Below are 24,270 nucleotides of genomic sequence, written 5' to 3'. Positions count from 1 at the left end.
ATGGGGGAGGAGGTGAAGTCGCCGAGTCCGAGGCTCCGGGGTTCACCGGAGTCGGGTGCAAAAAGGGAGATGCTCCGCCAGTGGAGCGGAGCGCTCCGGGAACGGAGTTCTGCGTGGACATCGTCGTCAAGGGCCGCAAGACCGAGGTGCCCGAGCGGTTCCGCAAGCACGTGGCCGAGAAGCTGAAGCTGGAGAAGATCCAGAAGCTCGACGGCAAGGTGATCAGCCTCGACGTCGAGGTGTCCAAGGAGCCCAACCCCCGACAGGCCGACCGTTGCGACCGAGTGGAGATCACGCTCCGCTCCCGCGGTCCGGTGATCCGGGCGGAGGCAGCGGCCAGTGACCCGTACGCGGCACTCGACCTGGCGGCGGAGAAGCTGGACGCGCGGCTGCGCAAGCAGCACGACAAGCGGTTCTCGCGCCGCGGCGCACAGCGGATCTCGGCCGCCGAGGTTCCCGACCACGTCCCGGATGCGGCGACGCTCAACGGGAACGGCAGCCCCGTCCACGAGGAAGAGCCCGACGGCGTGCCCACAAAGAAGATGGGTTCCCTGGAGGTGAAGGGCGAAGGCCCACTCGTCGTCCGTGAGAAGACCCACGTCGCCTCCCCGATGAGCCTCAACCAGGCCCTCTACGAGATGGAACTGGTCGGACACGACTTCTATCTGTTCGTCGACTCCGAATCCAAGGAGCCGAGCGTCGTCTACCGGCGGCACGCGTACGACTACGGTGTCATCCACCTCAGCACGGACCCGATGATCGCCCAGGCGCAACCCCCGGCGGCGGGAGGCACACTGGGCGGCTGACCCGCCCGCCCGGCAGCTGGGCCTGTGCCCCTGGAAGCGTGTGCGCCCCCGGGGGCACCGGTGCGCGACCATTTCGCGCCCCGCTCTGTCACCGCGTTGTCGCCCGGGCATGGAATCATGGCCGCAACGGCCCAACCGATGGGTCGCTGCCTTGGGTTGGCGATGGCACAGCACCACAGGCCACAGCCTTCAGGGGGAGGAACGATGGCGGACAGCTTCGGACCGCTGCAGGACGATGCCGACGGCGGCGTCGTCGGCCTGGGCCCGGACGCGGAAGGCACTTCGCGCAAGGAACCGATCAGGGTCCTTGTCGTGGACGACCACGCCCTCTTCCGCCGTGGCCTGGAGATCGTGCTCGCCGCCGAGGAGGACATCCAGGTCGTCGGGGAGGCGGGCGACGGCGCCGAGGCTGTCGACAAGGCCGCCGACCTGTTGCCGGACATCGTGCTGATGGATGTCCGAATGCCCAAACGCGGCGGTATCGAGGCCTGCACCTCCATCAAGGAGGTCGCGCCCAGCGCGAAGATCATCATGCTGACGATCAGCGACGAAGAGGCCGATCTCTACGACGCGATCAAGGCGGGCGCCACCGGATATCTGCTGAAGGAGATCTCGACCGACGAGGTGGCCACCGCCATTCGCGCGGTGGCCGACGGGCAGTCGCAGATCAGCCCGTCCATGGCGTCAAAACTGCTCACCGAGTTCAAATCGATGATCCAGCGCACCGACGAGCGCCGGCTGGTGCCGGCGCCACGGCTTACCGACCGTGAACTCGAAGTGCTCAAACTCGTCGCCACGGGCATGAACAACCGCGACATCGCGAAGGAGTTGTTCATCTCCGAGAACACCGTGAAGAACCATGTGCGCAACATCCTGGAGAAGCTGCAGCTGCACTCCAGGATGGAGGCGGTCGTCTACGCGATGCGGGAGAAGATCCTGGAGATCCGCTGAGGCCGGCGACGCCCGTCAGCGGAGCGCGGCCATCAGCGCGCGGGTGACTTCCCGGACGAGCGGGTCGCGCAGTTCCGGGGCGTCCACCCGCTCCACCCGTACCGTCGTGCAGTTCACCCAGCTCGCCGCCTCGACGAGTGCTTCCGCCACCGCCGGAACCGCCTTCGGGCCGTCCAGCGTGACCTGGCGGGCCACCAGGACACCGCTCCCCTCACGCGCCGGATCCACCCGGCCCACCAGGCGGCCGCCGGCCAGTACCGGCATCGCGTAGTAACCGTGCACCCGCTTCGGCTTCGGGACGTACGCCTCCAGGCGGTGGGTGAAGCCGAAGATCCGCTCGGTGCGCGCCCGGTCCCAGATCAGGGAGTCGAAGGGGGAGAGCAGGGTCGTACGGTGCCGGCCGCGGGGAGGCGCGGCCAGGGCCGCCGGGTCCGCCCAGGCGGGCTTGGACCAGCCCTCCACCTCCACCGGGACCAGACCCGAGTCGGCGATCACGGCGTCGACCTGTTCGCCCTTGAGGCGGTGGTAGTCGGCGATGTCCGCGCGCGTGCCGACGCCCAGGGACTGCCCGGCCAGCCGGACCAGGCGGCGCAGGCACTCGGTGTCGTCCAGTTCGTCGTGCAGCAGCACGGCCGGGACCGCGCGCTCGGCGAGGTCGTACACCCGTTTCCAGCCGCGCCGCTGGACGCACACCACCTCGCCGTACATCAGCGCGCGCTCCACCGCGACCTTGGTGCCGGACCAGTCCCACCACTCGCTGGTCTTCTTCGCGCCGCCCAACTCCGTGGCGGTCAGCGGGCCTTCGGCGCGCAGCTGCTTGATGACCTGGTCGTAGGCGCCGTCGGGGAGTTCATGGCTCCAGTGCGGGCGGCCGCGGTAGGCGCGGCGGCGGAAGGCGAAGTGCGGCCACTCCTCGATGGGGAGGATGCAGGCCGCGTGCGACCAGTACTCGAACGCGTGCGTGTCCGTCCAGTAGGCAGCCTCGACCGTCTTGCGGCCGACAGCGCCGAGGCGGGCGTACGGGATGAGCTCGTGGGAGCGGGCGAGGACCGAGATGGTGTCGAGCTGGACCGCGCCGAGGTGGCGGAGCACGCCCCGGACGCCCGAACGGCGGTCGGGGGCGCCGAGGAAGCCCTGTGCCCTCAGGGCGATACGGCGGGCTTCGTCCGCCGAGAGGGCGGCGGTGGGGCGCGGGAGGGTCGTCATGCCTCGGACGATAGAGGGCGGCACTGACAGTCCCGTCCGACCTGGGGCTTCATCCCTGAGAAGGGGTCGGCACATAGGGCGCGGCCGAGGGCAGGCCCAGGTCCGACGGAAGCAGGGAGCCCACCCAGCAGTCGCGTCGTACGCCCTTGTTGTCGAGGGCGGAGCGCAGGGTGCCCTCGATGAGGAAACCGGCGCGTTCCGCGACCGCGCGGGAGGCCTGGTTGCCGACCTCGGCACGCCACTCGACCCGGTCGATCGCCAGCTGCGTGAAACCCCAGCGGGCGGCCGTGAGGGTGGCCTCGGTGGTGTAGCCGCGGCCGCGGTGCTCCTTGGCGGTCCAGAAACCCACCTCGGCCGCCCCCAGGGAGCGCATGGTCAGGGCGAGCATCCCGGCCAGCTCGCCCGTCGGCAGAAAGACGCCGAAGGTGAACATCGAACCCTCGGACCAGCCGTCGGGGACCATCTGCTCCGTGAAGCTCTGGGCGTGTTCCGGGAGGTAGGGCGAGGGAATCGTGGTCCAGCGCTGGATGTCGGGGTCCTGGACGGCCGTGTACACCGCTTCGGTGTCCTGCGGGCCGACGGCGCGCAGCAGCAGCCGGGAGGTGGAGAGCGTGACGGGTCTCATCGGCCGATTCTGCTCGTCCCGGCGCCCGGCACGCCATACATTTCGCGGCCCGTGACCATGCGATCACATTTCGTGCAATTCCTCGTCTGCGTGCGGCACTATCCGCATGCCCCGGCCGTTGTCCCCTATGAAGCGGCAATGAAGCGGAAGACAACCTGGCGACACCCCCGGTACAACCGAATGCCCACCCGGAAGAGTCACACGAAGGGGGCTTACAGAGCCCTCGGGAAAGCGGCGGACGGTCGTCGGGCCGCCAGGCCTCCCGGCGCGGCCGGGTCCTCGCATACGATGGCCGTTGCTCAGTACGTCCAATGGAAACCGACCGTCCCAGGCCCGACCGGCAAGGAGACAAACCCCCGTGTCCGTCCTCTCGAAGATCATGCGTGCAGGCGAAGGCAAGATCCTGCGCAAGCTGCACCGCATCGCGGACCAGGTCAACTCCATCGAAGAGGACTTCGTCGACCTCTCCGACGCCGAGCTGCGGGCCCTCACCGATGAATACAAGCAGCGCTACGCCGACGGAGAGAGCCTCGACGACCTGCTCCCCGAGGCGTTCGCCACTGTCCGCGAGGCCGCCAAGCGCGTCCTCGGCCAGCGCCACTACGACGTGCAGATCATGGGTGGCGCGGCCCTCCACCTCGGCTACGTCGCCGAGATGAAGACCGGTGAGGGCAAGACCCTCGTCGGCACCCTGCCCGCGTACCTCAACGCGCTGGCGGACAAGGGCGTCCACCTCATCACGGTGAACGACTACCTGGCCGAGCGCGACTCCGAGATGATGGGCCGCGTCCACAAGTTCCTGGGCCTGAACGTCGGCTGCATCCTCTCCAACATGTCGCCGGCGCAGCGCCGCGAGCAGTACGCGGCGGACATCACGTACGGCACGAACAACGAGTTCGGCTTCGACTACCTGCGCGACAACATGGCGTGGTCCCAGGACGAGCTCGTCCAGCGCGGCCACAACTACGCCATCGTCGACGAGGTGGACTCCATCCTGGTCGACGAGGCCCGTACGCCGCTGATCATCTCCGGTCCGGCCGACCAGGCCACCAAGTGGTACGGCGACTTCGCCAAGCTGGTCCTGCGCCTGAAGAAGGGCGAGGCCGGCAACCCGCTCAAGGGTGTCGAGGAGACCGGCGACTACGAGGTCGACGAGAAGAAGCGCACGGTCGCCATCCACGAGTCCGGCGTCGCCAAGGTCGAGGACTGGCTGGGCATCGACAACCTCTACGAGTCGGTGAACACCCCTCTGGTGGGCTACCTGAACAACGCCATCAAGGCGAAGGAGCTCTTCAAGAAGGACAAGGACTACGTCGTCCTCGACGGCGAGGTCATGATCGTCGACGAGCACACCGGCCGTATCCTCGCCGGCCGCCGCTACAACGAGGGCATGCACCAGGCCATCGAGGCGAAGGAAGGAGTGGACATCAAGGACGAGAACCAGACCCTCGCCACGATCACCCTCCAGAACTTCTTCCGCCTCTATAAGCGCCACGACCACAACGGCAAGGAACTGCCCGGCCTGTCCGGCATGACCGGTACGGCCATGACCGAGGCCGCCGAGTTCCACCAGATCTACAAGCTCGGCGTGGTCCCGATCCCGACGAACAGGCCGATGGTCCGCAAGGACCAGTCGGACCTGATCTACCGCACCGAGGTCGCCAAGTTCGAGGCGGTCGTCGACGACATCGCGGAGAAGCACGAGAAGGGCCAGCCGATCCTCGTCGGCACGACCTCCGTCGAGAAGTCGGAGTACCTCTCGCAGCAGCTCTCCAAGCGCGGCATCCAGCACGAGGTGCTCAACGCCAAGCACCACGAGCGCGAGGCGTCGATCGTCGCGCAGGCCGGCCGCAAGGGCGCCGTGACGGTGGCCACCAACATGGCCGGCCGTGGTACTGACATCAAGCTCGGCGGCAACCCGGACGACCTCGCCGAGGCGGAGCTGCGCCAGCGCGGCCTCGACCCCGAGGAGCACATCGAGGAGTGGGCGCAGGCCCTGCCCGCCGCCCTGGAGAAGGCCGAGCGCGCCGTGAAGGCCGAGTTCGAAGAGGTCAAGGAGCTCGGCGGCCTCTACGTCCTCGGTACCGAGCGGCACGAGTCGCGCCGGATCGACAACCAGCTGCGCGGTCGTTCCGGGCGTCAGGGCGACCCCGGTGAGTCCCGCTTCTACCTCTCCCTCGGCGATGACCTGATGCGCCTGTTCAAGGCCCAGATGGTCGAGCGCGTGATGTCGATGGCCAACGTGCCGGACGACGTGCCGATCGAGAACAAGATGGTCACCCGCGCGATCGCGTCCGCGCAGTCGCAGGTCGAGCAGCAGAACTTCGAAACGCGTAAGAACGTTCTGAAGTACGACGAGGTGCTCAACCGCCAGCGCGAAGTCATCTACGGCGAGCGTCGCCGCGTCCTGGAGGGCGAGGACCTGCAGGAGCAGATCCAGCACTTCATGGACGACACCATCGACGCGTACGTCGGCGCGGAGACCGCCGAGGGCTTCCCGGAGGACTGGGACCTTGACCGCCTGTGGGGCGCCTTCAAGCAGCTCTACCCGGTCAAGGTGACCGTCGAGGAGCTGGAGGAGGCCGCCGGCGACCGGGCCGGTCTGACCGCCGAGTACATCTCCGAGTCCATCAAGGACGACATCCACGAGCAGTACGCGTCGCGCGAGACGCAGCTCGGCTCCGAGATCATGCGTGAGCTGGAGCGCCGGGTCGTGCTGTCGGTCCTCGACCGCAAGTGGCGCGAGCACCTCTACGAGATGGACTACCTCCAGGAGGGCATCGGTCTGCGCGCGATGGCCCAGAAGGACCCGCTGGTCGAGTACCAGCGCGAGGGCTTCGACATGTTCACCGCCATGATGGACGGCATCAAGGAGGAGTCCGTCGGCTACCTGTTCAACCTGGAGGTCCAGGTCGAGCAGCAGGTCGAGGAGGTTCCGGTCGAGGCCGCCGCCCCGGCAGAGGGCGTCCAGGACGCGGTGCCTGCGCAGGCGGGCTCCCGCCCGGAGATCCGCGCCAAGGGCCTGGAGGCGCCGCAGCGGCGGGGCATGCACTTCTCCGCGGCCACCGTGGACGGCGAGGGTGGCATCGTCGAGGGCGAATTCGACTACGACGACGAGGAGCCGGCCCGCTCCGAGGCGGACGGCCTCACCCGCGCCGAGCGCCGCAAGCAGGCGAAGGGCAGCCGCCGCCGCAGGAAGTGACGGCACCGACAGCGCTCCACCAGGGCCGGCACCCCGCAGAGGGGGCCGGCCCTTCGGTTTGTGGCCGGGGGGCTGGGCGGCCTTCCGGTTTGTGACCGGGGCCTGGCGGGCTTTGGGTTTGTGGCCGGGGGCGGTGGCTCCGTCGGCTTGTGGCCCGGGGCTTGGTGGCACTTCGTCCTCGGTCGGTCGATGAGCGGGCTGTCGGCGTGCAAGCGGGCGCGTGGCGGTGGTTCGGCCGGTGACCCGGGGTCGGTGAGTCCGGGGTCGGTGGGCCTTCGGCCTTCGGCACTCGGACTAGTCGCCGCGTGGTGCGCGCGGGCCGCCCAGTTCCACCGCCGTGCAGCGCCAGCGCAGGTCGGGGCTCTGTTCCAGGCGGAAGGCCATGGCGCGCAGCTGGTCCCCCGCAGCGATGCGGGCGAAGACCTCCAGGGCGCCGGCTCGGGGGACGTAGTAACCGATGTCGCGGACGACGGGGTCGGTGCCGCGGGTGCGCAGGGGGCCGCGTTCGGCGAGGCGGGCCAGGTCGTCGTAGGCGGGTCCCGCCGTGTGCCGGAGCATCCAGTGGACGGGGCGGCGGCCGCTGAGGACGGCCAGCAGACGCTCCGCGAAGAGGTCGGTGGGGCGCGGGCTCGCCGGGGCCGCCGGCGGCGTCAGCGGCCTGCGGGAGGAGGGCGCGCCGGGGCGGCGGGAGTCACGGCGGCCGGGTGGACGGCTGCCCGGGCGGAGCTGGGCGGTCCTGGTCATGACCTTGTTCATGGGGGTCCCCGTTCGGCGGGCCCGGCGGGTACCGGGCGGTAACTTGCGGTTGGGGATCTTGTACGGGGCCCAGGACGACGGCAGCAAGGCGGTGACTCCCCCTGTCGGGGCCCAGGAGGGTTCACCTATCCGAGTGATCAGGGGTGTGGGAAAGCCGCTGGGCGGGCGGCGGCACCGGGTGAATCGCGTGGCACCGGGTGGACGCCACCGACGTCACCGCCCGGGGCCCGAAAGGGGACGCCCGCACGTATCCTGAAGGCCCTCCGGGAGGCGCCAGGACCTTCGGGAGAGGCAGAAGTCGAAGAGTCCAGAAGAGAGCGGCCAGCCATGCGCGTCTACGTCCCCCTGACCCTCCCCGGGCTCGCCGAGGCGCACAAGACGGGCGAGCTGGGGACCGGTCCGTTCGTGGCCTACGCCGTCACGCCCGCACTGCGCGAGTGGTACCTCTCCGACGACATAGAGGAACTGGAGTACGCCGCGCTCAACCGGGCCGCGCTCGCCTCGCTGCGGCTGCTGGCCGCCGACCCGGGCGCGGTGCGTCGCCGGGTCGTGGTCGCCGTGGACGTTCCCGACGGCGCGGCGGCGGCCGACCCGGACCGCGGGCTCGACCCGGCGGCACTGGGCGAGGTGCGGGTGACCGGGACGGTGGCGCTGGCCAAGGCGGCCGCGGTGCACATCGACTCCGGCGACGCGGAGGAGGACGTGGCCGCGGCGGCCGGGGCGCTTGAGGCGGCGGACGGCGGGGATGACGACGCGCAGTTCGTCGTGGACGGGGCCGAGGACCACGAGCTGCTCTGGTACGCCACGCAGGAGATCCCGAACCTGGTGGGGCTCGGCGGCTGAGCGAGGCCGACGGGACCCAGCCGGACGTCTGTGACCTGCGGTGATGTGCCGTCGGTCTTGATTGTCGGTGGTGGCGGGTAGCGTTTTCGGCATGGGGAAGCACGGAAACGCGCACATCGTCTGGGACTGGAACGGGACGCTGTTCCACGACAACGACGCGATCATCGGGGCGACGAACGCGGCATCGGCCGAGCTGGGCCTGGCGCCGATCACGCTGGAGCAGTACCGGGCGCTGTACTGCGTGCCGGTGCCGAAGTTCTACGAGCGGCTGATGGGGCGGCTGCCGACCGACGCCGAGTGGGTGGTCATGGACGAGATCTTCCACCGGTACTACTCCGAGCACCGCGGCGTGTGCGGGCTGACCGAGGGAGCGGTCGAGCTGCTGGCCGGATGGCGTTCGGCGGGACGCAGCCAGTCGCTGCTGAGCATGTATGTGCATGACGAACTGGTCCCGTTGGTACGGGGGTTCGGGATCGAGCCGCACTTCATACGGGTCGAGGGGCGGGTCGGGCCGTCCGGGGGCAGCAAGGCGGAGCACATGGTGCGGCATCTGCGGTCGCTGGGGGACGTGCGGCCCGGGAGGACCGTGGTGATCGGGGACGCGGCGGATGACGCGGTGGCCGCGCAGGCCGTAGGGGCGAAAGCGGTGCTGTACACCGGGGGGTCGCACGGCAGGGCGAGCCTGGAGGAGGTCGGGGTGCCGGTCGTGGACTCACTGGCGGAGGCGGTCGAGGAGGCGGAGCGGCTGGTGGCGTGAGCGGTGCGGGCGGGCCGGTGGGGGCCGGGGGCGGGGGCGTCGCTTAACCGGCGCCGGCAGGGTGCCGCTGCGCCCAGCCGTGCCGCCTGGGGGCACCCCTCCCAGGCCCTCAAGGCTCTGGGCGAGGTACGACCGCCCGCAGCCAGGCAGCCGACACGAGTGCGGCGCCCCGAAAGAACCGCCCGCCCACCCACCGTCGGCCAAGTCCGCTCTGCGTCGCTGTGCAGAACGTCAAAGTTCCACCCCCTGTTTTGTACACATACGGCTCATGACGGCTCCTGGGTGAGGAGCGATAGCCTGGTGGCGTGATCAGCGCGATAGTTCGCGGGGGCATCGTCGCCTCTGCCCTGCGCCCGGTGAGCACGGAACACCTCCGTGGCCGGGCGGCGGTCGCTGGTCTTCGCGGGCGGAGGGCACCCAGGACAGCCCTGGCAGTGGCGTCGCCGAGAGAGACGTCACACCCTCGGGGCATGTCGAGAATGGCCGAATACCCCCCGCTCGTCTCACCCTGCGGCATAGCGTCGAAGCAGACCGGAGACCCCGGCCGTGGCGTCGAGCCGCAGGGGGAAGAACCCGTACTTCCTTCTACGTCACGCAATGGCGCGCGACAGGAGCCAGAGGACAATGCAGACCAAGCTGGACGAAGCCAAGGCCGAGCTGCTCGAACGGGCCGCCCGGGTAGCTGAGAACAGCCCGGCAGGGGGGCACCTACCGACGGGGACGGCGGACCAGGAGTCCGTGCTCGCGTTCCTTCAGCGCTACTACCTGCACACCGCGCCGGAGGACCTCGCCGACCGTGACCCGGTCGACGTCTTCGGCGCCGCCGTCTCGCACTTCCGCCTCGCCGAGACCCGCCCGCAGGGCACCGCGAACGTCCGGGTCCACACCCCGACCGTCGAGGAGAACGGGTGGACCTGCAGCCACTCCGTGGTGGAGGTCGTCACCGACGACATGCCCTTCCTCGTGGACTCGGTCACCAATGAGCTGACCCGGCAGGGGCGCGGCATCCACGTCGTCATCCACCCGCAGTTCGTCGTCCGCCGTGACCTCACCGGCAAGCTCATCGAGATGCTGCCCACTCCGGCCGTCGGCGCGGAACTGCCGCACGACGCGCACATCGAGTCCTGGATCCACGTCGAGACCGACCGGGAGACCGACCGCTCCGACCTCAAGCAGATCACCGCCGACCTGCTGCGCGTCCTGTCCGACGCCCGCGAGGCCGTCGAGGACTGGGAGAAGATGCGGGAGGCGGCCATCCGGATCGCCGACGGTATCGAGGCCGAGGCGCTGCCGACCGACCTGCCCGCGCACGAGACCGAAGAGGCCCGCGAACTGCTGCGCTGGCTGGCCGCCGACCACTTCACCTTCCTCGGCTTCCGCGAGTACCAGCTGCGCGAGGACGACTCCCTGGCCGCCGTACCCGGCACCGGCCTCGGCATCCTTCGCTCCGACCCGCAGCACGCCGGTGGGGAGGGCCACCCGGTCAGCCCCTCCTTCGAGCGGCTCCCCGCGGACGCCCGCGCCAAGGCCCGCGAGCACAGGCTCCTGATCCTGACCAAGGCGAACAGCCGGTCGACCGTGCACCGGCCGTCGTACCTGGACTACATCGGCGTCAAGAAGTTCGACGCGGACGGCAATGTCGTCGGTGAGCGCCGCTTCCTCGGGCTGTTCTCGTCCGCCGCGTACACCGAGTCGGTGCGCCGGGTGCCCGTCATCCGCCGCAAGGTCGACGCGGTCCTTGAGCGGGCCGGCTTCTCGCCCAACAGCCACGACGGCCGCGACCTGCTCCAGATCATGGAGACCTACCCGCGTGACGAGCTGTTCCAGACCCCGGTCCCCGAGCTGGAGTCGATCGTCACAAGCGTCCTCTACCTCCAGGAACGCCGGCGGCTCCGCCTCTACCTGCGCCAGGACGAGTACGGCCGCTACTACTCGGCCCTCGTCTACCTCCCCCGCGACCGCTACACCACCGGTGTCCGGCTGCGGATCATCGACATCCTGAAGGAGGAACTCGGCGGCACCAGCGTCGACTTCACGGCCTGGAACACCGAGTCGATCCTCTCCCGGCTGCACTTCGTCGTCCGCGTCCCGCAGGGCACCGAGCTGCCCGAGCTGTCCGACGCCGACAAGGACCGCATCGAGGGCCGCCTGGTCGAGGCGGCCCGCTCCTGGGCCGACAGTTTCGCCGAGGCGCTCAACGCGGAGTGCGGCGAGGAGCGCGCGGCCGAGCTCCAACGCCGCTACATCAACTCCTTCCCCGAGGGCTACAAGGCCGACCACACCCCGCGCGCGGCGGTCGCCGACCTGGTCCACCTGGAGCGGCTCACCGAGGAGGCGGGCAACGACTTCGCGCTCAGCCTCTACGAGCCGGTGGGCGCCGCCCCCGAGGAGCGCCGCTTCAAGATCTACCGCAAGGGTGCGGCGATCTCCCTGTCGGCCGTGCTGCCGGTCCTCAACCGGCTGGGCGTCGAGGTGATCGACGAGCGGCCGTACGAACTGCGCTGCTCGGACCGGACGACCGCGTGGATCTACGACTTCGGGCTGCGGATGCCGAAGACGGCAGGCGGTGGCAACGGCGACTACCTGGGTGACGACGGCCGTGAGCGGTTCCAGGACGCCTTCGCGGCGACCTGGACCGGCCTGGCGGAGAACGACGGCTTCAACGCACTGGTGCTGAGCGCCGGGCTGAGCTGGCGGCAGGCGATGGTACTGCGGGCGTACGCCAAGTACCTGCGGCAGGCCGGTTCCACGTTCTCCCAGGACTACATGGAGACGACGCTCCGCAACAACGTCCACACCACGCGGCTCCTGGTCTCCCTCTTCGAGGCGCGGATGTCGCCGGACCGGCAGAAGGCCGGCCTGGAGATCACCGACGCCCTCCAGGAGGAGCTGGACGCGGCGCTCGACCAGGTCGCCTCGCTCGACGAGGACCGCATCCTGCGTTCCTTCCTGACCGTCATCAAGGCGACGCTGCGCACCAACTTCTTCCAGGAGACGGCGGAGGGCACCCCGCACTCGTACGTCTCCATGAAGTTCGACCCACAGGCCATCCCGGACCTCCCGGCGCCGCGCCCGGCGTTCGAGATCTGGGTGTACTCGCCGCGTGTCGAGGGTGTGCACCTGCGCTTCGGCAAGGTCGCGCGCGGCGGTCTGCGCTGGTCCGACCGGCGTGAGGACTTCCGTACCGAGATCCTCGGCCTGGTCAAGGCGCAGATGGTGAAGAACACCGTCATCGTGCCGGTCGGCGCCAAGGGCGGCTTCGTCGCCAAGCAGCTGCCGGACCCGGCGAAGGACCGGGACGCCTGGCTGGCCGAGGGCATCGCCAGCTACAAGACGTTCATCTCGGCACTGCTCGACATCACCGACAACATGGTGGCCGGCGACGTCGTGCCCCCGCAGGACGTGGTCCGGCACGACGAGGACGACACCTATCTGGTGGTCGCCGCCGACAAGGGCACGGCGACGTTCTCCGACATCGCCAACGAGGTCGCCGGGAGCTACAACTTCTGGCTCGGCGACGCCTTCGCCTCCGGCGGCAGCGCGGGCTACGACCACAAGGGCATGGGCATCACCGCGCGCGGCGCCTGGGAGTCCGTGAAGCGGCACTTCCGGGAGCTGGGTGTCAACACGCAGGCCGAGGACTTCACCGTCGTCGGTATCGGTGACATGTCCGGTGACGTGTTCGGCAACGGCATGCTGCTCAGCGAGCACATCCGCCTGGTCGCCGCCTTCGACCACCGGCACATCTTCATCGACCCCACCCCGGACGCGGCCACCTCCTACGCCGAGCGCCGCCGCCTGTTCGACCTGCCTCGCTCCAGCTGGGGCGACTACAACACCGACCTGCTCTCGGCGGGCGGCGGGATCTTCCCGCGCAGCGCCAAGGCCATCCCGGTCAACAGCCACATCCGCGAGGCCCTCGGCATCGAGGAGAAGGTCGCCAAGATGACCCCGGCCGAGCTGATGAAGGCGATCCTCAAGGCGCCGGTCGACCTGCTGTGGAACGGCGGCATCGGCACCTACGTCAAGGCGTCGACCGAGTCGAACGCGGACGTCGGCGACAAGGCCAACGACGCCATCCGCGTCGACGGCGCCGACCTGCGCGTCAAGGTCGTCGGCGAGGGCGGCAACCTGGGCCTGACCCAGCTCGGCCGGATCGAGTTCGCCCGCCGGGACGGCAAGATCAACACCGATGCCATCGACAACAGCGCCGGCGTGGACACCTCCGACCACGAGGTGAACATCAAGATCCTGCTCAACGGCATGGTCGCGGACGGCGACATGACGGTCAAACAGCGCAACAAGCTGCTCGCCGAGATGACCGACGAGGTCGGCGCCCTGGTGCTGCGCAACAACTACGCGCAGAACGTGGCGATCGCCAACGCGCTGGCCCAGTCCAAGGACATGCTCCACGCCCAGCAGCGGTTCATCCGCCACATGGTCAGGGAGGGCCACCTCGACCGGGCGCTGGAGTTCCTGCCCACCGACCGCCAGATCCGCGAGCGGCTCGGCTCCGGCCAGGGCCTGACCGGCCCGGAGACGGCCGTCCTGCTGGCGTACACGAAGATCACGGTCGCCGACGAGCTGCTGCAGACCTCGCTGCCGGACGACCCGTATCTGAGCGGCCTGCTGCACGCGTACTTCCCGACGGCCGTGCGTGACCGGTTCGCCGGCGCGCTCGCCACCCATCCGCTGCGCCGCGAGATCACGACCACGGTCCTGGTCAACGACACGGTCAACACCGGTGGTACGACCTACCTGCACCGGCTGCGCGAGGAGACCGGGGCCTCCCTGGAGGAGATCGTCCGGGCGCAGACCGCGGCGCGTGCGATCTTCCGCTCCGCCCCGGTGTGGGACGCCGTCGAGGAGCTGGACAACAAGGTCGACGCGGCCGTCCAGACCCGGATCCGGCTGCACTCCCGTCGTCTGGTGGAGCGCGGCACCCGCTGGCTGCTCAACAACCGGCCGCAGCCGCTGGAGCTGATCAAGACCGTCGACTTCTTCTCCGAGCGGGTCGAACAGGTCTGGCAGCAGCTGCCCAAGCTGCTGCGCGGCGCGGACCTGGAGTGGTACCAGCACGTGTACGACGAGCTGACCTCGGCCGGCGTGCCGGCCGAGGTCGCCACCCGCGTGGCCGGCTTCTCCTCGGCCTTCCCGGCGCTGGACATCGTCTCGGTGGCCGACCGCATGGGCAAGGAGCCACTGGACGTCGCCGAGGTCTACTACGACCTCGCCGACCGTCTCGGTGTGACCCAGCTGATGGACCGCATCATCGAGCTCCCGCGTGCCGACCGCTGGCAGTCGATGGCCCGCGCCTCCATCCGCGAGGACCTCTACGCGGCCCACGCGATGCTCACCGCCGACGTGCTCGCCGCGGGCAACGGCGCCGCTACCCCCGAGCAGCGCTACCAGGCCTGGGAGCAGAAGAACGCCGCCATCCTGGGCCGGGCCAGGTCCACGCTGGAGGAGATCCGCAGCTCCGACTCCTTCGACCTGGCCAACCTGTCGGTGGCCATGCGGACGATGCGGACGCTGCTGCGCACCCACTCGTAGTCGTACGACATGAAGGGCGCCCCGGGCCGGTGACGGCTCGGGGCGCATTCTTTCCCGACGGTGATTATTCTTGCCGATGCTTAGGGAAAAAGGGCGGCGAATTTTACCGTTTCCTGCTTATCGAGATGTGTCGGATATGGTCTGCCGTGTGACAGTGCAACTCACGGTGGTCAATCCCGCGCCGCCCAGGCGGCGTCCGGTGACTCAGGTCCTGTTCGAGGTCGCGAAATTCGGGGTCGTCGGCGGCAGCGGCGTGCTCGTCAACTTCCTGGCCTTCAACCTGCTGCTGCACGGCCTGCGTTGGCCTGCCATGGCCGCCACGGTGCCGGCCAGCTGTATCGCGATGGCGACCAATTACGTGGGCTTCCGCTTTTTCGCCTATCGCGACCGGGCCTCGCGCACACGACGGCAGATCGCACTGTTCTTCGTTTTCAGCGGTCTCGGTGTCGTGATGGAAAGCGGTCTGTTCTACGCCGGTTATCACGGTCTCCGTCTGGACGGACCGCTGGAATCCAATGCGGTGAAGGCGCTGTCGATCGTTTTCGCCTCCGCCTTCCGTTTCCTCGTCTACCGGACGTGGGTGTTCCAGACGGACACGAGCCGCACCGTGTAGGGACGGCGCGGCTCGTGGTCGTACATCTGCTTCAGGAGGGCTGAGCGACCTTCGAAGCATCGGCCGGCTTCGGCGGCGCCGCCTTCGGCTTCGGCTTGGGCTTCGCCTTGTCGCCGGTGAAGGCCTCGTACTCCGCGAGAACCTCCTCGGTCGGCCCGTCCATGCGCAGCACACCGCGCTCCAGCCACAGCACCCGCTCGCAGGTGTCGCGGATGGACTTGTTGTTGTGGCTGACCAGGAAGACCGTGCCCGCGTGCTGGCGCAGTTCGCGGATGCGCTCCTCGGAGCGCATGCGGAAGGACGCGTCACCGGTGGCCAGCGCCTCGTCGATGAGCAGGACGTCGTGATCCTTGGCGGCGGCGATGGAGAACCGCAGCCGCGCGCCCATCCCGGAGGAGTAGGTGCGCATGGGGAGGGTGATGAAGTCGCCCTTCTCGTTGATGCCGGAGAAGTCGACGATGTCCTGGTAGCGCTCCTTGATCTCCTCACGGGACATGCCCATGGCGAGGCCGCCGAGGTAGACGTTCTTCTCGCCGGTCAGGTCGCCCATCAGGGCCGCGTTGACGCCGAGGAGGGAGGGCTGGCCGTCGGTGTAGATGGCGCCGTTCTCCACCGGAAGCAGACCGGCGACGGCCTTGAGGAGGGTGGACTTGCCGGAGCCGTTGGAGCCGATGAGGCCGATCGCCTCGCCCTTGTACGCGACGAAGGAGACGTTCTTGACCGCGTGCACCTTACGGACGCCCGCCGCCTTCTCGGCGTTCTTGCGGCGCAGCATGCGGTTGAGGGCGGCGGTGGCGGAGCCGCGGCCGGCGCCGGTGCCGTTGACCCGGTAGACGATGTCGACGCTGTCGGCGACGACGGTGGGGATGCGGGTGTCGCTCACGTTCTCAGCCACGGCCGTACGTCTCCTCAGCCTTCCAGAAGTAGATGAAGCCGCCGACGCCGATGACCAGGGCCCAGCCGGTCGCGACCAGCCACACGTGCGGCGGCAGCTGGCTGGCGTGGAAGCTGTCGATCAGGGAGTAGCGCATCAGATCGATGTAGACGGCGGCCGGGTTGTCCTTGAGTACCGGAGCAACCCAGCTCGGCAGACCCTTGTGCTTGCCGGTCAGGTTGGCGATGCTCCACATGACGCCGGAGATGTACATCCAGGTGCGCAGCACGAACGGCATCAGCTGGGAGATGTCCGGGGTCTTGGCGCCCCAGCGGGCCATGATCAGCGACATGCCGGTGTTGAAGGTGAACTGCAGGATCAGCACCGGGACGGCCAGCAGCCAGGAGGCGGCGACCGGCACGCCGAAGCAGAGCAGGATGACGACCAGGGCGCACATGGAGAACAGCAGCTGCTGCAACTGCTGGAGGCAGAAGGAGATCGGCAGCGCGGCCCGCGGGAAGTGCAGGGCACGGACGAGACCGAGGTTGCCGGCGATCGCGCGGGTGCCGGTCATGATCGAACTCGACGTGAACGTCCAGATGAACACGCCTGTGACCAGGAACGGGATGTAGTCCGGCACGCCCTTCTTGGTGCCCAGCAGGATGCCGAAGATGAAGTAGTACACCGCGGCGTTCAGCAGGGGGGTCATGATCTGCCAGACCTGGCCGAGCTTCGCCTGGGCGTACTGCGCGGTGAGCTTGGCGGTGGCGAACGCGGTGATGAAGTGCCGCCGCGCCCACAGCTGGCGGACGTACTCCGGCAGGGAGGGACGGGCGCCGCTGACCGAGAGTCCGTGCCGGGCGGCGAGCGCCGCGAGGTCGTCCTCGGCCGTGACCGGGGTCGGGGGCGGTGTGTGGAGAACCTGGGTCACATCCGCATCTTTCACTCGGAGGGTGGGGGTGCGGCGTCCGGCTGGGCGCCGGGCCCGTCATCCGGCGTTTCCTTACGCTTCTCTTTGCGTTTTCCTGCGTCGGGACGGGACCGTATCGTCGCAACGGGAGGGTAGGCCGAGTTGGCGTCGGAACGCAACCGTTTCGTCGTCACGGACTGGTGTGCGCCGTGACACTTCCGAGGTCGGGGCGCGACCGATTCGTTGCGCAGCGACGAGTCGGGCTCGTGCTCGGTACGGCGGTGAGCTGCGAGTCGTTCAGTGTGGTCCTGTTGCGACGATCGGGTGGCGGGCCTCGTCGGGACGCAACCGTTTCGTCGTTACGCCCCTATGCTGGGAGACATGACGACGAACGCCGAGGAGTCCCAGACGCGTCCGCGCCGACGATCCCCCGCCGGGGCGGCCGTCCTCCGCGAGGACGTGACCGAGGCCATCCGGGCCGCCGTCTTCGAGGAACTCGCGGCGGTCGGGTACGCCCGTATGTCCATCGAGGGCATCGCGCGCCGCGCGGGCGTCGGCAAGACCGCCGTCTACCGCCGCTGGCGCTCCAAGCTGCACCTGGTACTCGACGTCGTCTCGGCCCTCGCCGTGCTGGGCCTGCCGGTGCCCGACACCGGCTCCCTGGAGGGCGACCTGCGGCTCCTGTACGAGGTCACCTCCCGTGCGCTGCGCCACCCGGTCGCCTCGCAGATCATCCCGGACCTCCAGGCCGAGGCGGCCCGCAACCCGGAGATCGCCGAGGCCATGCAGAAGACGCTGCGCGAGGGCCAGGACGGCGTCGCCAGCAAGATCATCGAGGCGGCCCAGCGGCGCGGCGAACTCGCCGCGAACCTCGACGACGACCTGGCCATGGACCTCATCTCCGGCCCGCTGTACTGGCGTTCGGTGGTGATCCGCACCCCGAAGCTGCCGAAGGGGTATCTGGCGGCGCTGGCCCGTGGCACCGCGGAGGCGCTCAAAGCGCTGTGAACCACTCCGCCGGGGATGTCACAGGCCGGGCCGCCGTCTCGTCGTAGGGGGCGCAGGCATCCTCGATCAAGGAGTGGACGATGAACCTCGCCCTGTGGATCGCCGCCGGACTGCTCGCCGCGGTGGCCCTGACCGGTGGGATCAGCAAGACGTTCGTACCCCGGGAGAAGCTGGCCGCGGCCCACGGCGGAGGCTGGACCGGAGACGCGGGCGCCGGCTTCGTCAGGACGCTCGGCGTACTGGAACTCCTGGCCGCGGCCGGTCTGATCCTGCCCGCGGTCGTCGGGGTCGCACCGGTACTGGTGCCCGTGACGGCCGCCGCCTGGGTCCTGCTGATGGTGGGTGCGATGATCACCCACGGTCGGCGCGGCGAGCGGGCGTTCGTGGCGCTGAACCTGGTCTACCTCGTGCTCGCGCTGGTCGTCGCGGTGGGCCGATTCGGCCCCGCGTCCTTCTGAGCGGCCGGTTCACGGATGTCGAAGGGGGAGTGGACATGAACAGGACCGAGGAGTTCCAGGAGCTGCGGCCGCTGCTGTTCTCGATCGCGTACCGGATCCTGGGCAGCGTCAGCGAGGCGGAGGACGCGGTCCAGGAGAGCTGGCTGCGGTTCGAGGGCTCACCGACGGAGGTCAGGTCGCCGAAGGCGTTCCTGTCGGCCGCGGTCACCCGGATCTCGATCGACGTACTGCGCTCGGCCCGCGTCCGGCGCGAGGAGTACGTCGGTCCGTGGTTCCCCGAGCCGCTGCTCGCCGATCCCTACGAGGACCCGGCGCGGTCGGCGGAGCTGGCCGACTCGGTGTCGATGGCGGCCCTGCTGCTCCTGGAACGGCTCAGCCCGCTGGAGCGAGCCGTCTTCGTGCTGCGCGAGGTGTTCGACTTCGGCTTCCCCGAGGTCGCGTCGGCGGTGGGCCGCTCGGAGTCCGCCTGCCGCCAGCTCGCCGTACGGGCCCGGCGCCACATGGCCGACGGCCGCCCCCGCTTCGAGGCGGACCGGAGGGAACGCGACGAACTGGCGTCACGCTTCTTCGAGGCCCTCCGCGAAGGCGACCTGGGAGGCCTGCAGGACCTGCTCGCCGCCGACGTGTCCCTGGTCGGCGACGGCGGCGGCAAGGCCCCGCAGCTGGCCCGGACGGTCGCCGGCGCCCAGAACGTGGCCCGCCTCCTCGCGGCCGTCTTCCCGGTACTGGCCCGGGTCGAGGTGACCTGTGAGCAGCACGAGGTCAACGGCCAGCCGGGCGCGGTCTTCCACGACCGCGACGGCAAGGTCCTCCAGACCTTCTCCCTCGACATCCTCGACGGCCGGATCCAGGCGATCCGCCTGGTCCTCAACCCCGACAAACTCACCCACATGGGCCCGGTGGCGGATGCCTGGGCCATCTCGGAGGAACTCAAACGAGCTCGCCGGCCCGTGGACTGACCACACATCACGTACCCAGTCGCCGGGTCAGCGCCGCCAGGTCCGCCATCCGCAGCATCCGGTCGCCGTATCCCGGCAGCGGCACGTGCAGTACGTCCGTCCACCGCTCCGGTACGGCCCCGCGTCGCCGACGGCGGAACCGATGACGGCGCCCAGGGCGCGGTCGAGGCGGGGGAGGAGGATCACCGGGGCAGGGTACGGGGGCGATGTGCGGGCGTGGGCGGTCGGTACCGGTCGGCCGACCCGGGGACGGCCGCCGGTCCCTGGGCCGGGGTGTGCCTGCTGTCGGTCGATGGCTGTGGGTGGCGGCAGCTGGTCGGATCCGGGTCGGCAGGGCGGTGGGTCGGGCCCGGGCTGCCTCTGGGCCGGGGGTGTGCCTGCTGTCGGCCGACGGGCGGGGGCGGCAGCCGCGGGCCGGATCCTGGCCGGCGGGCGGCTCAGGACCGGGCCGCCTCCGGGTGGAGGCGGAGCCAGCCGTCCCAGGCTGAGGTGATCATGTCCTGGACGTCGTGTTTGGCCTGCCAGTCCAGTTCCTTGGCGATGCGGTCGGCGGAGGCGACCACGCGGGCCGGGTCGCCGGGGCGGCGCGGGGTGACGGCCGGGGGGCGGTCGTAGCCGGTGACCGTGTTGATGCGGTCGATCATCTCGCGGACCGAGACGCCCTCCCCGCGCCCGATGTTCAGGGTCAGTTCGCGGCCGGGCTCGGCCTGGAGGGCGCGGGCCGCGGCCACATGGGCCTCGGCCAGGTCCACCACGTGGATGTAGTCGCGGACACAGGTGCCGTCCGGCGTCGGGTAGTCGTCGCCGAAGATACGCGGCGGCGCGTCCTCCGTGAGCTTCTCGAAGACCATGGGGATGAGGTTGTAGACGCCCACGTCGGCGAGTTCGGGGCGGGCCGCGCCGGCCACGTTGAAGTAGCGTAGGCAGGCCGTCGAGAGGCCGGTCGCCCTGCCCGTCGCGCGGACCAGCCACTCACCCGCGAGCTTCGTCTCGCCGTACGGCGACATCGGCATGCACGGCGTCTCCTCCGTCACCAGCTCGACGTCCGGCATGCCGTAGACCGCCGCGGAGGAGGAGAACACGAAGGACGGGACCCCCGCCTCCGTCACCGCCTGCAGCAGGACGCGCAGACCTTCGACGTTCTCCCGGTAGTAGTGCAGGGGGCGGTCCACCGACTCGCCCACCTGCTTCTTCGCCGCCAGATGGACGACCCCGGTCACCTCGTGCTCGGCCAGGGCGCGCGCCACCTTCTCGCCGTCCAGGGTGGAGCCCACCACCAGCGGGACCTCCTCCGGCACGCGCTCGGCGAAGCCGGTGGACAGGTCGTCGTACACCACCGTCCGCTCGCCCGCCTCGGTCATCGCACGTACGACATGCGCCCCGATGTATCCGGCGCCGCCGGTGATGAGCCAGGTCATGTATGCCAGTCCCCTCCGTCAGTTGGCCCGTGGTGTTCGTCAGCCGCGGTCACTCTTCAGTGAAGCAGGTGCCGCCGACATCAGCGGACGGCTGATGCGACTTCTCGCACTCGAGGGGCGCGGACGGCGTCCTCCGGGCGGCGAGTGGCGCGCCACAGGCGGGTGAGGGAGAGGACGGCGGCGGTGGCCAGCAGGCCGTTGCGGGCGAGCATCAGCAGACAGCCGGTCCAGGTGCCGTGGACGACCTCGGCGTAGAACGTGGGGTAGGCGACGGCACTGAGCGCGGTCGCCGTCACGATCAGCGCGGCGACCGGGCGCTGGGTGGTGTGCCGCGAGGTCAGGCAGACGGCGGCCAGGCCGAGCAGCCAGATCATGTACTGGGGGCTGATCACCCGGCTGGTGACGGTGAAGAGGAGTACCGCGCTCAGCGCCGCGTCGTACGGGGTGGCCTCGGTCCAGTGCCGGGCCCGTACCCGCCACAGGAGCAGGAACGCGAAGGCGACGGCGGTGAGCGCGAGGGACGCGGTCGCGACCGCGTGCACATGGGGGCCGACCAGCTCCATCGCGCCGTACTGGTAGCGGGTCGTGCCCTGCCAGCCGGCGTGCCGGGCCAGGCTGAGCGCGGTGCCGCCGAGGGACTCGACCTGCACACCCCGGCCGCCCTGCTGCCGGAGAAAGGCGAGCGGGTCGCGGAAGGAGAACAGGAACGCGGCGAGGGTCGTGGCCCCGGCCACCGCCGCCCAGGTCCACGCCGTGCGCGTCGAACGCCCGCGCTCGACGCCCAGCAGCACCAGCGCCGGCCACACCTTCACCAGGGCGCCCAGCGCCGCGAGCGCCCCGCACGCGCGCGTGGAGCGCGGCAGCGCCAGCAGGGAGAGCACGGCGAAGGCGGTGACCTCCACGTCGTAACGGGCGAGCGGGAGGTGCAGCAGGAGCGGGAGGGCGCCCGTCCACAGGGCCGCGCCCAGCAGCGTGCGACCGGGGCGCGTGCCCGCGCGCGCGAGCGCCGCCGTGATCAGCGCGTCGGTCGCCAGGGTGAGCGCCACGAACGCCTGGAAGTAGCTCAGCCAGGGCACCAGCCCCGGCGCGAGCAGCACCGCGCCGGCGCCCGGCGGGTACTGCCACAACGTGTCGTGCGCCGGGAACGCGCCGTGCGACAGGACGCCGTACCAGTGGAAGTAAAGCCGCCACACTTCGCGCGCGACCGCACCGTGTCCCAGGAGTCGCTCGTTGTTGTGGGCGAGGAGCCACAGCATCAGCGCACGCGTGGCGACCCAGACACCGGCGAGGCAGAGGGGGCGCGTGAGACGCGGCGAGCGCGGGGGGCATGCGGTGCGCGCGGGGCGGCGCAGGCGCGGGAGTCGAACAGGCAGGGCGAACGGGGCGCTTGGGAGCGGCAAGTACGAGCGGCGGTTCATCAACCGCGAGCGTAAGCCGCGCGGATGGTGTATCCATGCCGATACGCCGTCAATACCCGGCAAAGGTTGGCTAATCACAAAAGATCGGGCCGTGGTGAGTATCGGGCCTCTCGTAAAAGCACATCCGCGGACATCGCGAACGACAGCAACCGGCCGGCCGACTCCGTCGAGTCGGCCGAAGCCGTTGGGAGGATCGGGGGGACCGGGCGGACCGCCCGTCGGGCCGCCGGGTCGTGCGCGCCGTGCCGTCGTCGTGGCCGTCCCGGCCGCGGTGATGCTCGCGGTCGCGCTCTGGGGGCTGCACCGCGGCGGGATGTGGCGCGACGAGGCCGTCACCTACCAGGTCGCCCGGCGCACTGTGCCGCAGATCTGGCAGCTGCTGCACGGCGTGGACGCGGTGCACGGACTGTACTACCTGCTGATGCACGTCGTCCTCGCCGTCGCCCCCGGCCACCCGGGCGAGGTCGACCTCCGGCTGCCCTCGGTGTGCGCGGCGGTCGTCACCGCGGGCCTGGTGGCCGCCCTCGGCACCCGCCTGGCCCGGCCGCGCGTCGGCCTGTGGGCCGGCCTGACGTACGCCATCACGCCGCTGGTCGGCCACTACGCGCAGGAGGGCCGCTCCTACACCCTGGTCGCCGCGGGAGCGACCGGCGCGACCCTGCTGTTCGTACGGGCGGCGGAAGAAAGGGAGGACGCAGGGGAGGCCGAGACGGAGGGCGGAAGGGGGTGGCGGGCCTGGTGGTGGTACGGCGCCGTCCTTGTCGTCACCTGCTGGCTGCACGAGTTCGCGGTCCTGCTACTGCTCGCGCATGCGGGAACTCTGGCACTGGCCCGATCGTCGGGAAGGGTGTGGCGGGGGTGGGGCTGCGCGGCCGGGGGCGTGGCGCTGTCCCTGGCACCGATGGTCGTCGTCTCGCACGCGCAGTCGGCCCAGCTGGCGTGGTTGCGGGAGCCGGACCTGGAGACCGCGCAGGAGCTGCTGCGCCAGTACCTCGGCCCGACCGACGGGGTGTACTGGGTATGCCTCGTGCTCGGTCTGCTGGGGCTGACCCGGCTGGTGGGCCGGCGCGGTGAGGTGACCCTCGCCGCGGTCGCGCTGCCGCTCGCGGTGCTGCCACCGGTGGCGTTGATGCTGGCATCGCAGCTGACACCGCTGTACGTCGACCGGTATGTGCTGTACGCGCTCACCGGGGCGCCCCTGCTGGTGGCGCTCGGCGCGGACCGGGTCGTCGGGGTGCTCGGCCGGCTCTGGTCGCACGGCACGGCGACCACGCCCAGGTCGCCCGCGCTCACCCTGGCCGGGGTCCTGGCGCTCGTCCTCGCCTTCACCCACCAGGTTCCACTGCTGCGGCAGGACCGTGTGCCGGGCACACGGCCCGATGACCTCGGTGCGGTCGCGGAGGCGGTGTCGCGTGCGTTGCGGCCCGGCGACCCCGTGCTGTTTCTGCCGGCCCATGCGCGGGGGACGGAGCTCGCCTATCCCGCCGATTTCAACGGCACGCGGGACGTTGCACTGGCTGAACCGGCGTCGGTGTCCGGGACGTTGTACGGGCGTGAGGTGGGGGCGGGGACGCTGCGGCGGCGGTTGGCCGGGGTGGACGAGGTGTGGGCGGTGGTGGAGAAGTACGCGCTGGTGAGCGGGTACCGGCCGCGGCTCTCCACGGAACGCGCCAAACTCGCCGTGCTGAACCAGCAGTTCGTGCTGCGGGAGGAGATGGTGATCGATCGGATCGCGCTGCGGTTGTATGTGCGGCCGATTCGGGGCGGGTTCGGGTGAGTGCGGGCCGCGGGGTGGTGGGGCTGGTCGCGCCCACGCGGCTAGTGCTCTGACCACATTGGTTCGCCGGGTTGGTGGTCGTGGCGGTTGGATGTTGCGTGACGTCCGATCCGAGTGCTGGGGGTGCGGTGGCTGA

Annotated in this window: 18 protein-coding genes and 1 pseudogene; 11 read left to right on the top strand and 8 right to left on the bottom strand. The window is 70.2% G+C overall.

Annotated features, from left to right (window positions below; genetic code table 11):
* Positions 1-113: 113 nt before the first annotated feature.
* Entirely contained in the window at positions 114-806 is a 693-nt protein-coding gene (gene hpf, locus ACZ7OO_RS41945) for a ribosome hibernation-promoting factor, HPF/YfiA family (RefSeq protein ID WP_471512665.1), read from the top strand.
* Positions 807-1,010: 204 nt separating this feature from the next.
* Positions 1,011-1,757 (top strand): response regulator transcription factor, encoded by a 747-nt coding sequence (locus tag ACZ7OO_RS41940; protein WP_352221046.1) that lies wholly within the window; start codon positions 1,011-1,013, stop codon positions 1,755-1,757.
* Between the two features lie 15 nt (positions 1,758-1,772).
* Here the strand turns inward: ACZ7OO_RS41940 and ACZ7OO_RS41935 are convergent, their stop codons facing one another.
* Both ACZ7OO_RS41935 and ACZ7OO_RS41930 read right to left on the bottom strand, forming a co-directional pair.
* Positions 1,773-2,963, bottom strand: a complete 1,191-nt coding sequence (locus ACZ7OO_RS41935; protein WP_471512664.1) for a winged helix-turn-helix domain-containing protein — start codon at positions 2,961-2,963, stop codon at positions 1,773-1,775.
* Between the two features lie 49 nt (positions 2,964-3,012).
* Entirely contained in the window at positions 3,013-3,588 is a 576-nt protein-coding gene (locus tag ACZ7OO_RS41930) for a GNAT family N-acetyltransferase (protein WP_471512663.1), read from the bottom strand.
* A gap of 358 nt (positions 3,589-3,946) precedes the next feature.
* Between ACZ7OO_RS41930 and secA the strand changes: the two genes are divergently transcribed.
* The gene (gene secA, locus ACZ7OO_RS41925) at positions 3,947-6,790 is read left to right on the top strand and encodes a preprotein translocase subunit SecA (protein ID WP_471512662.1); all 2,844 of its coding nucleotides are present in this window, start codon (positions 3,947-3,949) and stop codon (positions 6,788-6,790) included.
* A 294-nt stretch (positions 6,791-7,084) separates the two neighbouring features.
* Here secA and ACZ7OO_RS41920 read toward each other — a convergent pair whose 3' ends face one another.
* Positions 7,085-7,546 (bottom strand): Rv3235 family protein, encoded by a 462-nt coding sequence (locus ACZ7OO_RS41920; RefSeq protein ID WP_471512661.1) that lies wholly within the window; start codon positions 7,544-7,546, stop codon positions 7,085-7,087.
* 327 nt (positions 7,547-7,873) lie between these two features.
* Here ACZ7OO_RS41920 and ACZ7OO_RS41915 point away from each other — a divergent pair, with 327 nt between their 5' ends.
* From ACZ7OO_RS41915 to ACZ7OO_RS41900, 4 genes are all read left to right on the top strand, one after another.
* A complete protein-coding gene (locus ACZ7OO_RS41915; RefSeq protein WP_471512660.1) occupies positions 7,874-8,389 on the top strand; it encodes a DUF6912 family protein in 516 nt (171 codons plus the stop codon).
* Between the two features lie 91 nt (positions 8,390-8,480).
* Positions 8,481-9,146, top strand: a complete 666-nt coding sequence (locus ACZ7OO_RS41910) for an HAD family hydrolase (protein WP_471512659.1) — start codon at positions 8,481-8,483, stop codon at positions 9,144-9,146.
* Positions 9,147-9,770: 624 nt separating this feature from the next.
* Positions 9,771-14,699: an NAD-glutamate dehydrogenase gene (locus ACZ7OO_RS41905; RefSeq protein ID WP_471512658.1), complete on the top strand. Its 4,929-nt coding sequence runs from the start codon at positions 9,771-9,773 to the stop codon at positions 14,697-14,699.
* Positions 14,700-14,847: 148 nt separating this feature from the next.
* On the top strand, positions 14,848-15,312 hold the full coding sequence (locus ACZ7OO_RS41900; protein WP_471512657.1) for a GtrA family protein: 465 nt from the start codon (positions 14,848-14,850) through the stop codon (positions 15,310-15,312).
* 31 nt (positions 15,313-15,343) lie between these two features.
* Here the strand turns inward: ACZ7OO_RS41900 and ACZ7OO_RS41895 are convergent, their stop codons facing one another.
* Entirely contained in the window at positions 15,344-16,207 is an 864-nt protein-coding gene (locus ACZ7OO_RS41895; RefSeq protein ID WP_471512656.1) for an ABC transporter ATP-binding protein, read from the bottom strand.
* Positions 16,200-17,117: an ABC transporter permease gene (locus ACZ7OO_RS41890; protein ID WP_471512655.1), complete on the bottom strand. Its 918-nt coding sequence runs from the start codon at positions 17,115-17,117 to the stop codon at positions 16,200-16,202. The genes ACZ7OO_RS41895 and ACZ7OO_RS41890 overlap by 8 nt, the downstream gene beginning before the upstream one ends.
* A gap of 360 nt (positions 17,118-17,477) precedes the next feature.
* Here ACZ7OO_RS41890 and ACZ7OO_RS41885 point away from each other — a divergent pair, with 360 nt between their 5' ends.
* The 3 genes from ACZ7OO_RS41885 (at position 17,478) to ACZ7OO_RS41875 (ending at position 19,521) form a co-directional block, all read left to right on the top strand.
* Positions 17,478-18,104 (top strand): TetR/AcrR family transcriptional regulator, encoded by a 627-nt coding sequence (locus ACZ7OO_RS41885; RefSeq protein ID WP_352220823.1) that lies wholly within the window; start codon positions 17,478-17,480, stop codon positions 18,102-18,104.
* Positions 18,105-18,184: 80 nt separating this feature from the next.
* Positions 18,185-18,562 (top strand): DoxX family protein, encoded by a 378-nt coding sequence (locus ACZ7OO_RS41880; protein WP_471512654.1) that lies wholly within the window; start codon positions 18,185-18,187, stop codon positions 18,560-18,562.
* A 35-nt stretch (positions 18,563-18,597) separates the two neighbouring features.
* Positions 18,598-19,521, top strand: a complete 924-nt coding sequence (locus ACZ7OO_RS41875; RefSeq protein ID WP_471512653.1) for an RNA polymerase sigma-70 factor — start codon at positions 18,598-18,600, stop codon at positions 19,519-19,521.
* 7 nt (positions 19,522-19,528) lie between these two features.
* Here the strand turns inward: ACZ7OO_RS41875 and ACZ7OO_RS41870 are convergent.
* The 3 genes and pseudogenes from ACZ7OO_RS41870 to ACZ7OO_RS41860 all read right to left on the bottom strand — a co-directional run.
* A pseudogene (locus ACZ7OO_RS41870) lies at positions 19,529-19,639 on the bottom strand (ADP-ribosylglycohydrolase family protein); the annotation flags it as partial.
* A 319-nt stretch (positions 19,640-19,958) separates the two neighbouring features.
* The gene (galE, locus tag ACZ7OO_RS41865) at positions 19,959-20,939 is read right to left on the bottom strand and encodes a UDP-glucose 4-epimerase GalE (RefSeq protein ID WP_471512652.1); all 981 of its coding nucleotides are present in this window, start codon (positions 20,937-20,939) and stop codon (positions 19,959-19,961) included.
* A gap of 80 nt (positions 20,940-21,019) precedes the next feature.
* On the bottom strand, positions 21,020-22,195 hold the full coding sequence (locus ACZ7OO_RS41860; RefSeq protein WP_471512651.1) for a glycosyltransferase 87 family protein: 1,176 nt from the start codon (positions 22,193-22,195) through the stop codon (positions 21,020-21,022).
* A 415-nt stretch (positions 22,196-22,610) separates the two neighbouring features.
* Between ACZ7OO_RS41860 and ACZ7OO_RS41855 the strand changes: the two genes are divergently transcribed.
* Positions 22,611-24,134, top strand: a complete 1,524-nt coding sequence (locus tag ACZ7OO_RS41855) for a glycosyltransferase family 39 protein (protein ID WP_471512650.1) — start codon at positions 22,611-22,613, stop codon at positions 24,132-24,134.
* The last annotated feature ends 136 nt before the right edge of the window (positions 24,135-24,270 follow it).

It is taken from the genome of Streptomyces sp. NPDC111744 (assembly GCF_055634995.1).
Note: the sequence above shows the minus strand (reverse complement) of the source record. Positions and strands in the feature narration are given on the sequence as shown.

Excerpts from the sequence above, each read along its gene's own strand:
- ACZ7OO_RS41920 (WP_471512661.1), bottom strand. The coding sequence starts at position 7,546 with ATGAACAAGGTCATGACCAGGACCGCCCAGCTCCGCCCGGGCAGCCGT.
- ACZ7OO_RS41880 (WP_471512654.1), top strand. The coding sequence starts at position 18,185 with ATGAACCTCGCCCTGTGGATCGCCGCCGGACTGCTCGCCGCGGTGGCC.
- ACZ7OO_RS41860 (WP_471512651.1), bottom strand. The coding sequence starts at position 22,195 with ATGCTGTGGCTCCTCGCCCACAACAACGAGCGACTCCTGGGACACGGT.
- ACZ7OO_RS41885 (WP_352220823.1), top strand. The coding sequence starts at position 17,478 with ATGACGACGAACGCCGAGGAGTCCCAGACGCGTCCGCGCCGACGATCC.
- galE (WP_471512652.1), bottom strand. The coding sequence starts at position 20,939 with ATGACCTGGCTCATCACCGGCGGCGCCGGATACATCGGGGCGCATGTC.
- ACZ7OO_RS41915 (WP_471512660.1), top strand. The coding sequence starts at position 7,874 with ATGCGCGTCTACGTCCCCCTGACCCTCCCCGGGCTCGCCGAGGCGCAC.
- ACZ7OO_RS41905 (WP_471512658.1), top strand. The coding sequence starts at position 9,771 with ATGCAGACCAAGCTGGACGAAGCCAAGGCCGAGCTGCTCGAACGGGCC.
- ACZ7OO_RS41875 (WP_471512653.1), top strand. The coding sequence starts at position 18,598 with ATGAACAGGACCGAGGAGTTCCAGGAGCTGCGGCCGCTGCTGTTCTCG.
- ACZ7OO_RS41930 (WP_471512663.1), bottom strand. The coding sequence starts at position 3,588 with ATGAGACCCGTCACGCTCTCCACCTCCCGGCTGCTGCTGCGCGCCGTC.
- ACZ7OO_RS41935 (WP_471512664.1), bottom strand. The coding sequence starts at position 2,963 with ATGACGACCCTCCCGCGCCCCACCGCCGCCCTCTCGGCGGACGAAGCC.
- ACZ7OO_RS41940 (WP_352221046.1), top strand. The coding sequence starts at position 1,011 with ATGGCGGACAGCTTCGGACCGCTGCAGGACGATGCCGACGGCGGCGTC.
- ACZ7OO_RS41910 (WP_471512659.1), top strand. The coding sequence starts at position 8,481 with ATGGGGAAGCACGGAAACGCGCACATCGTCTGGGACTGGAACGGGACG.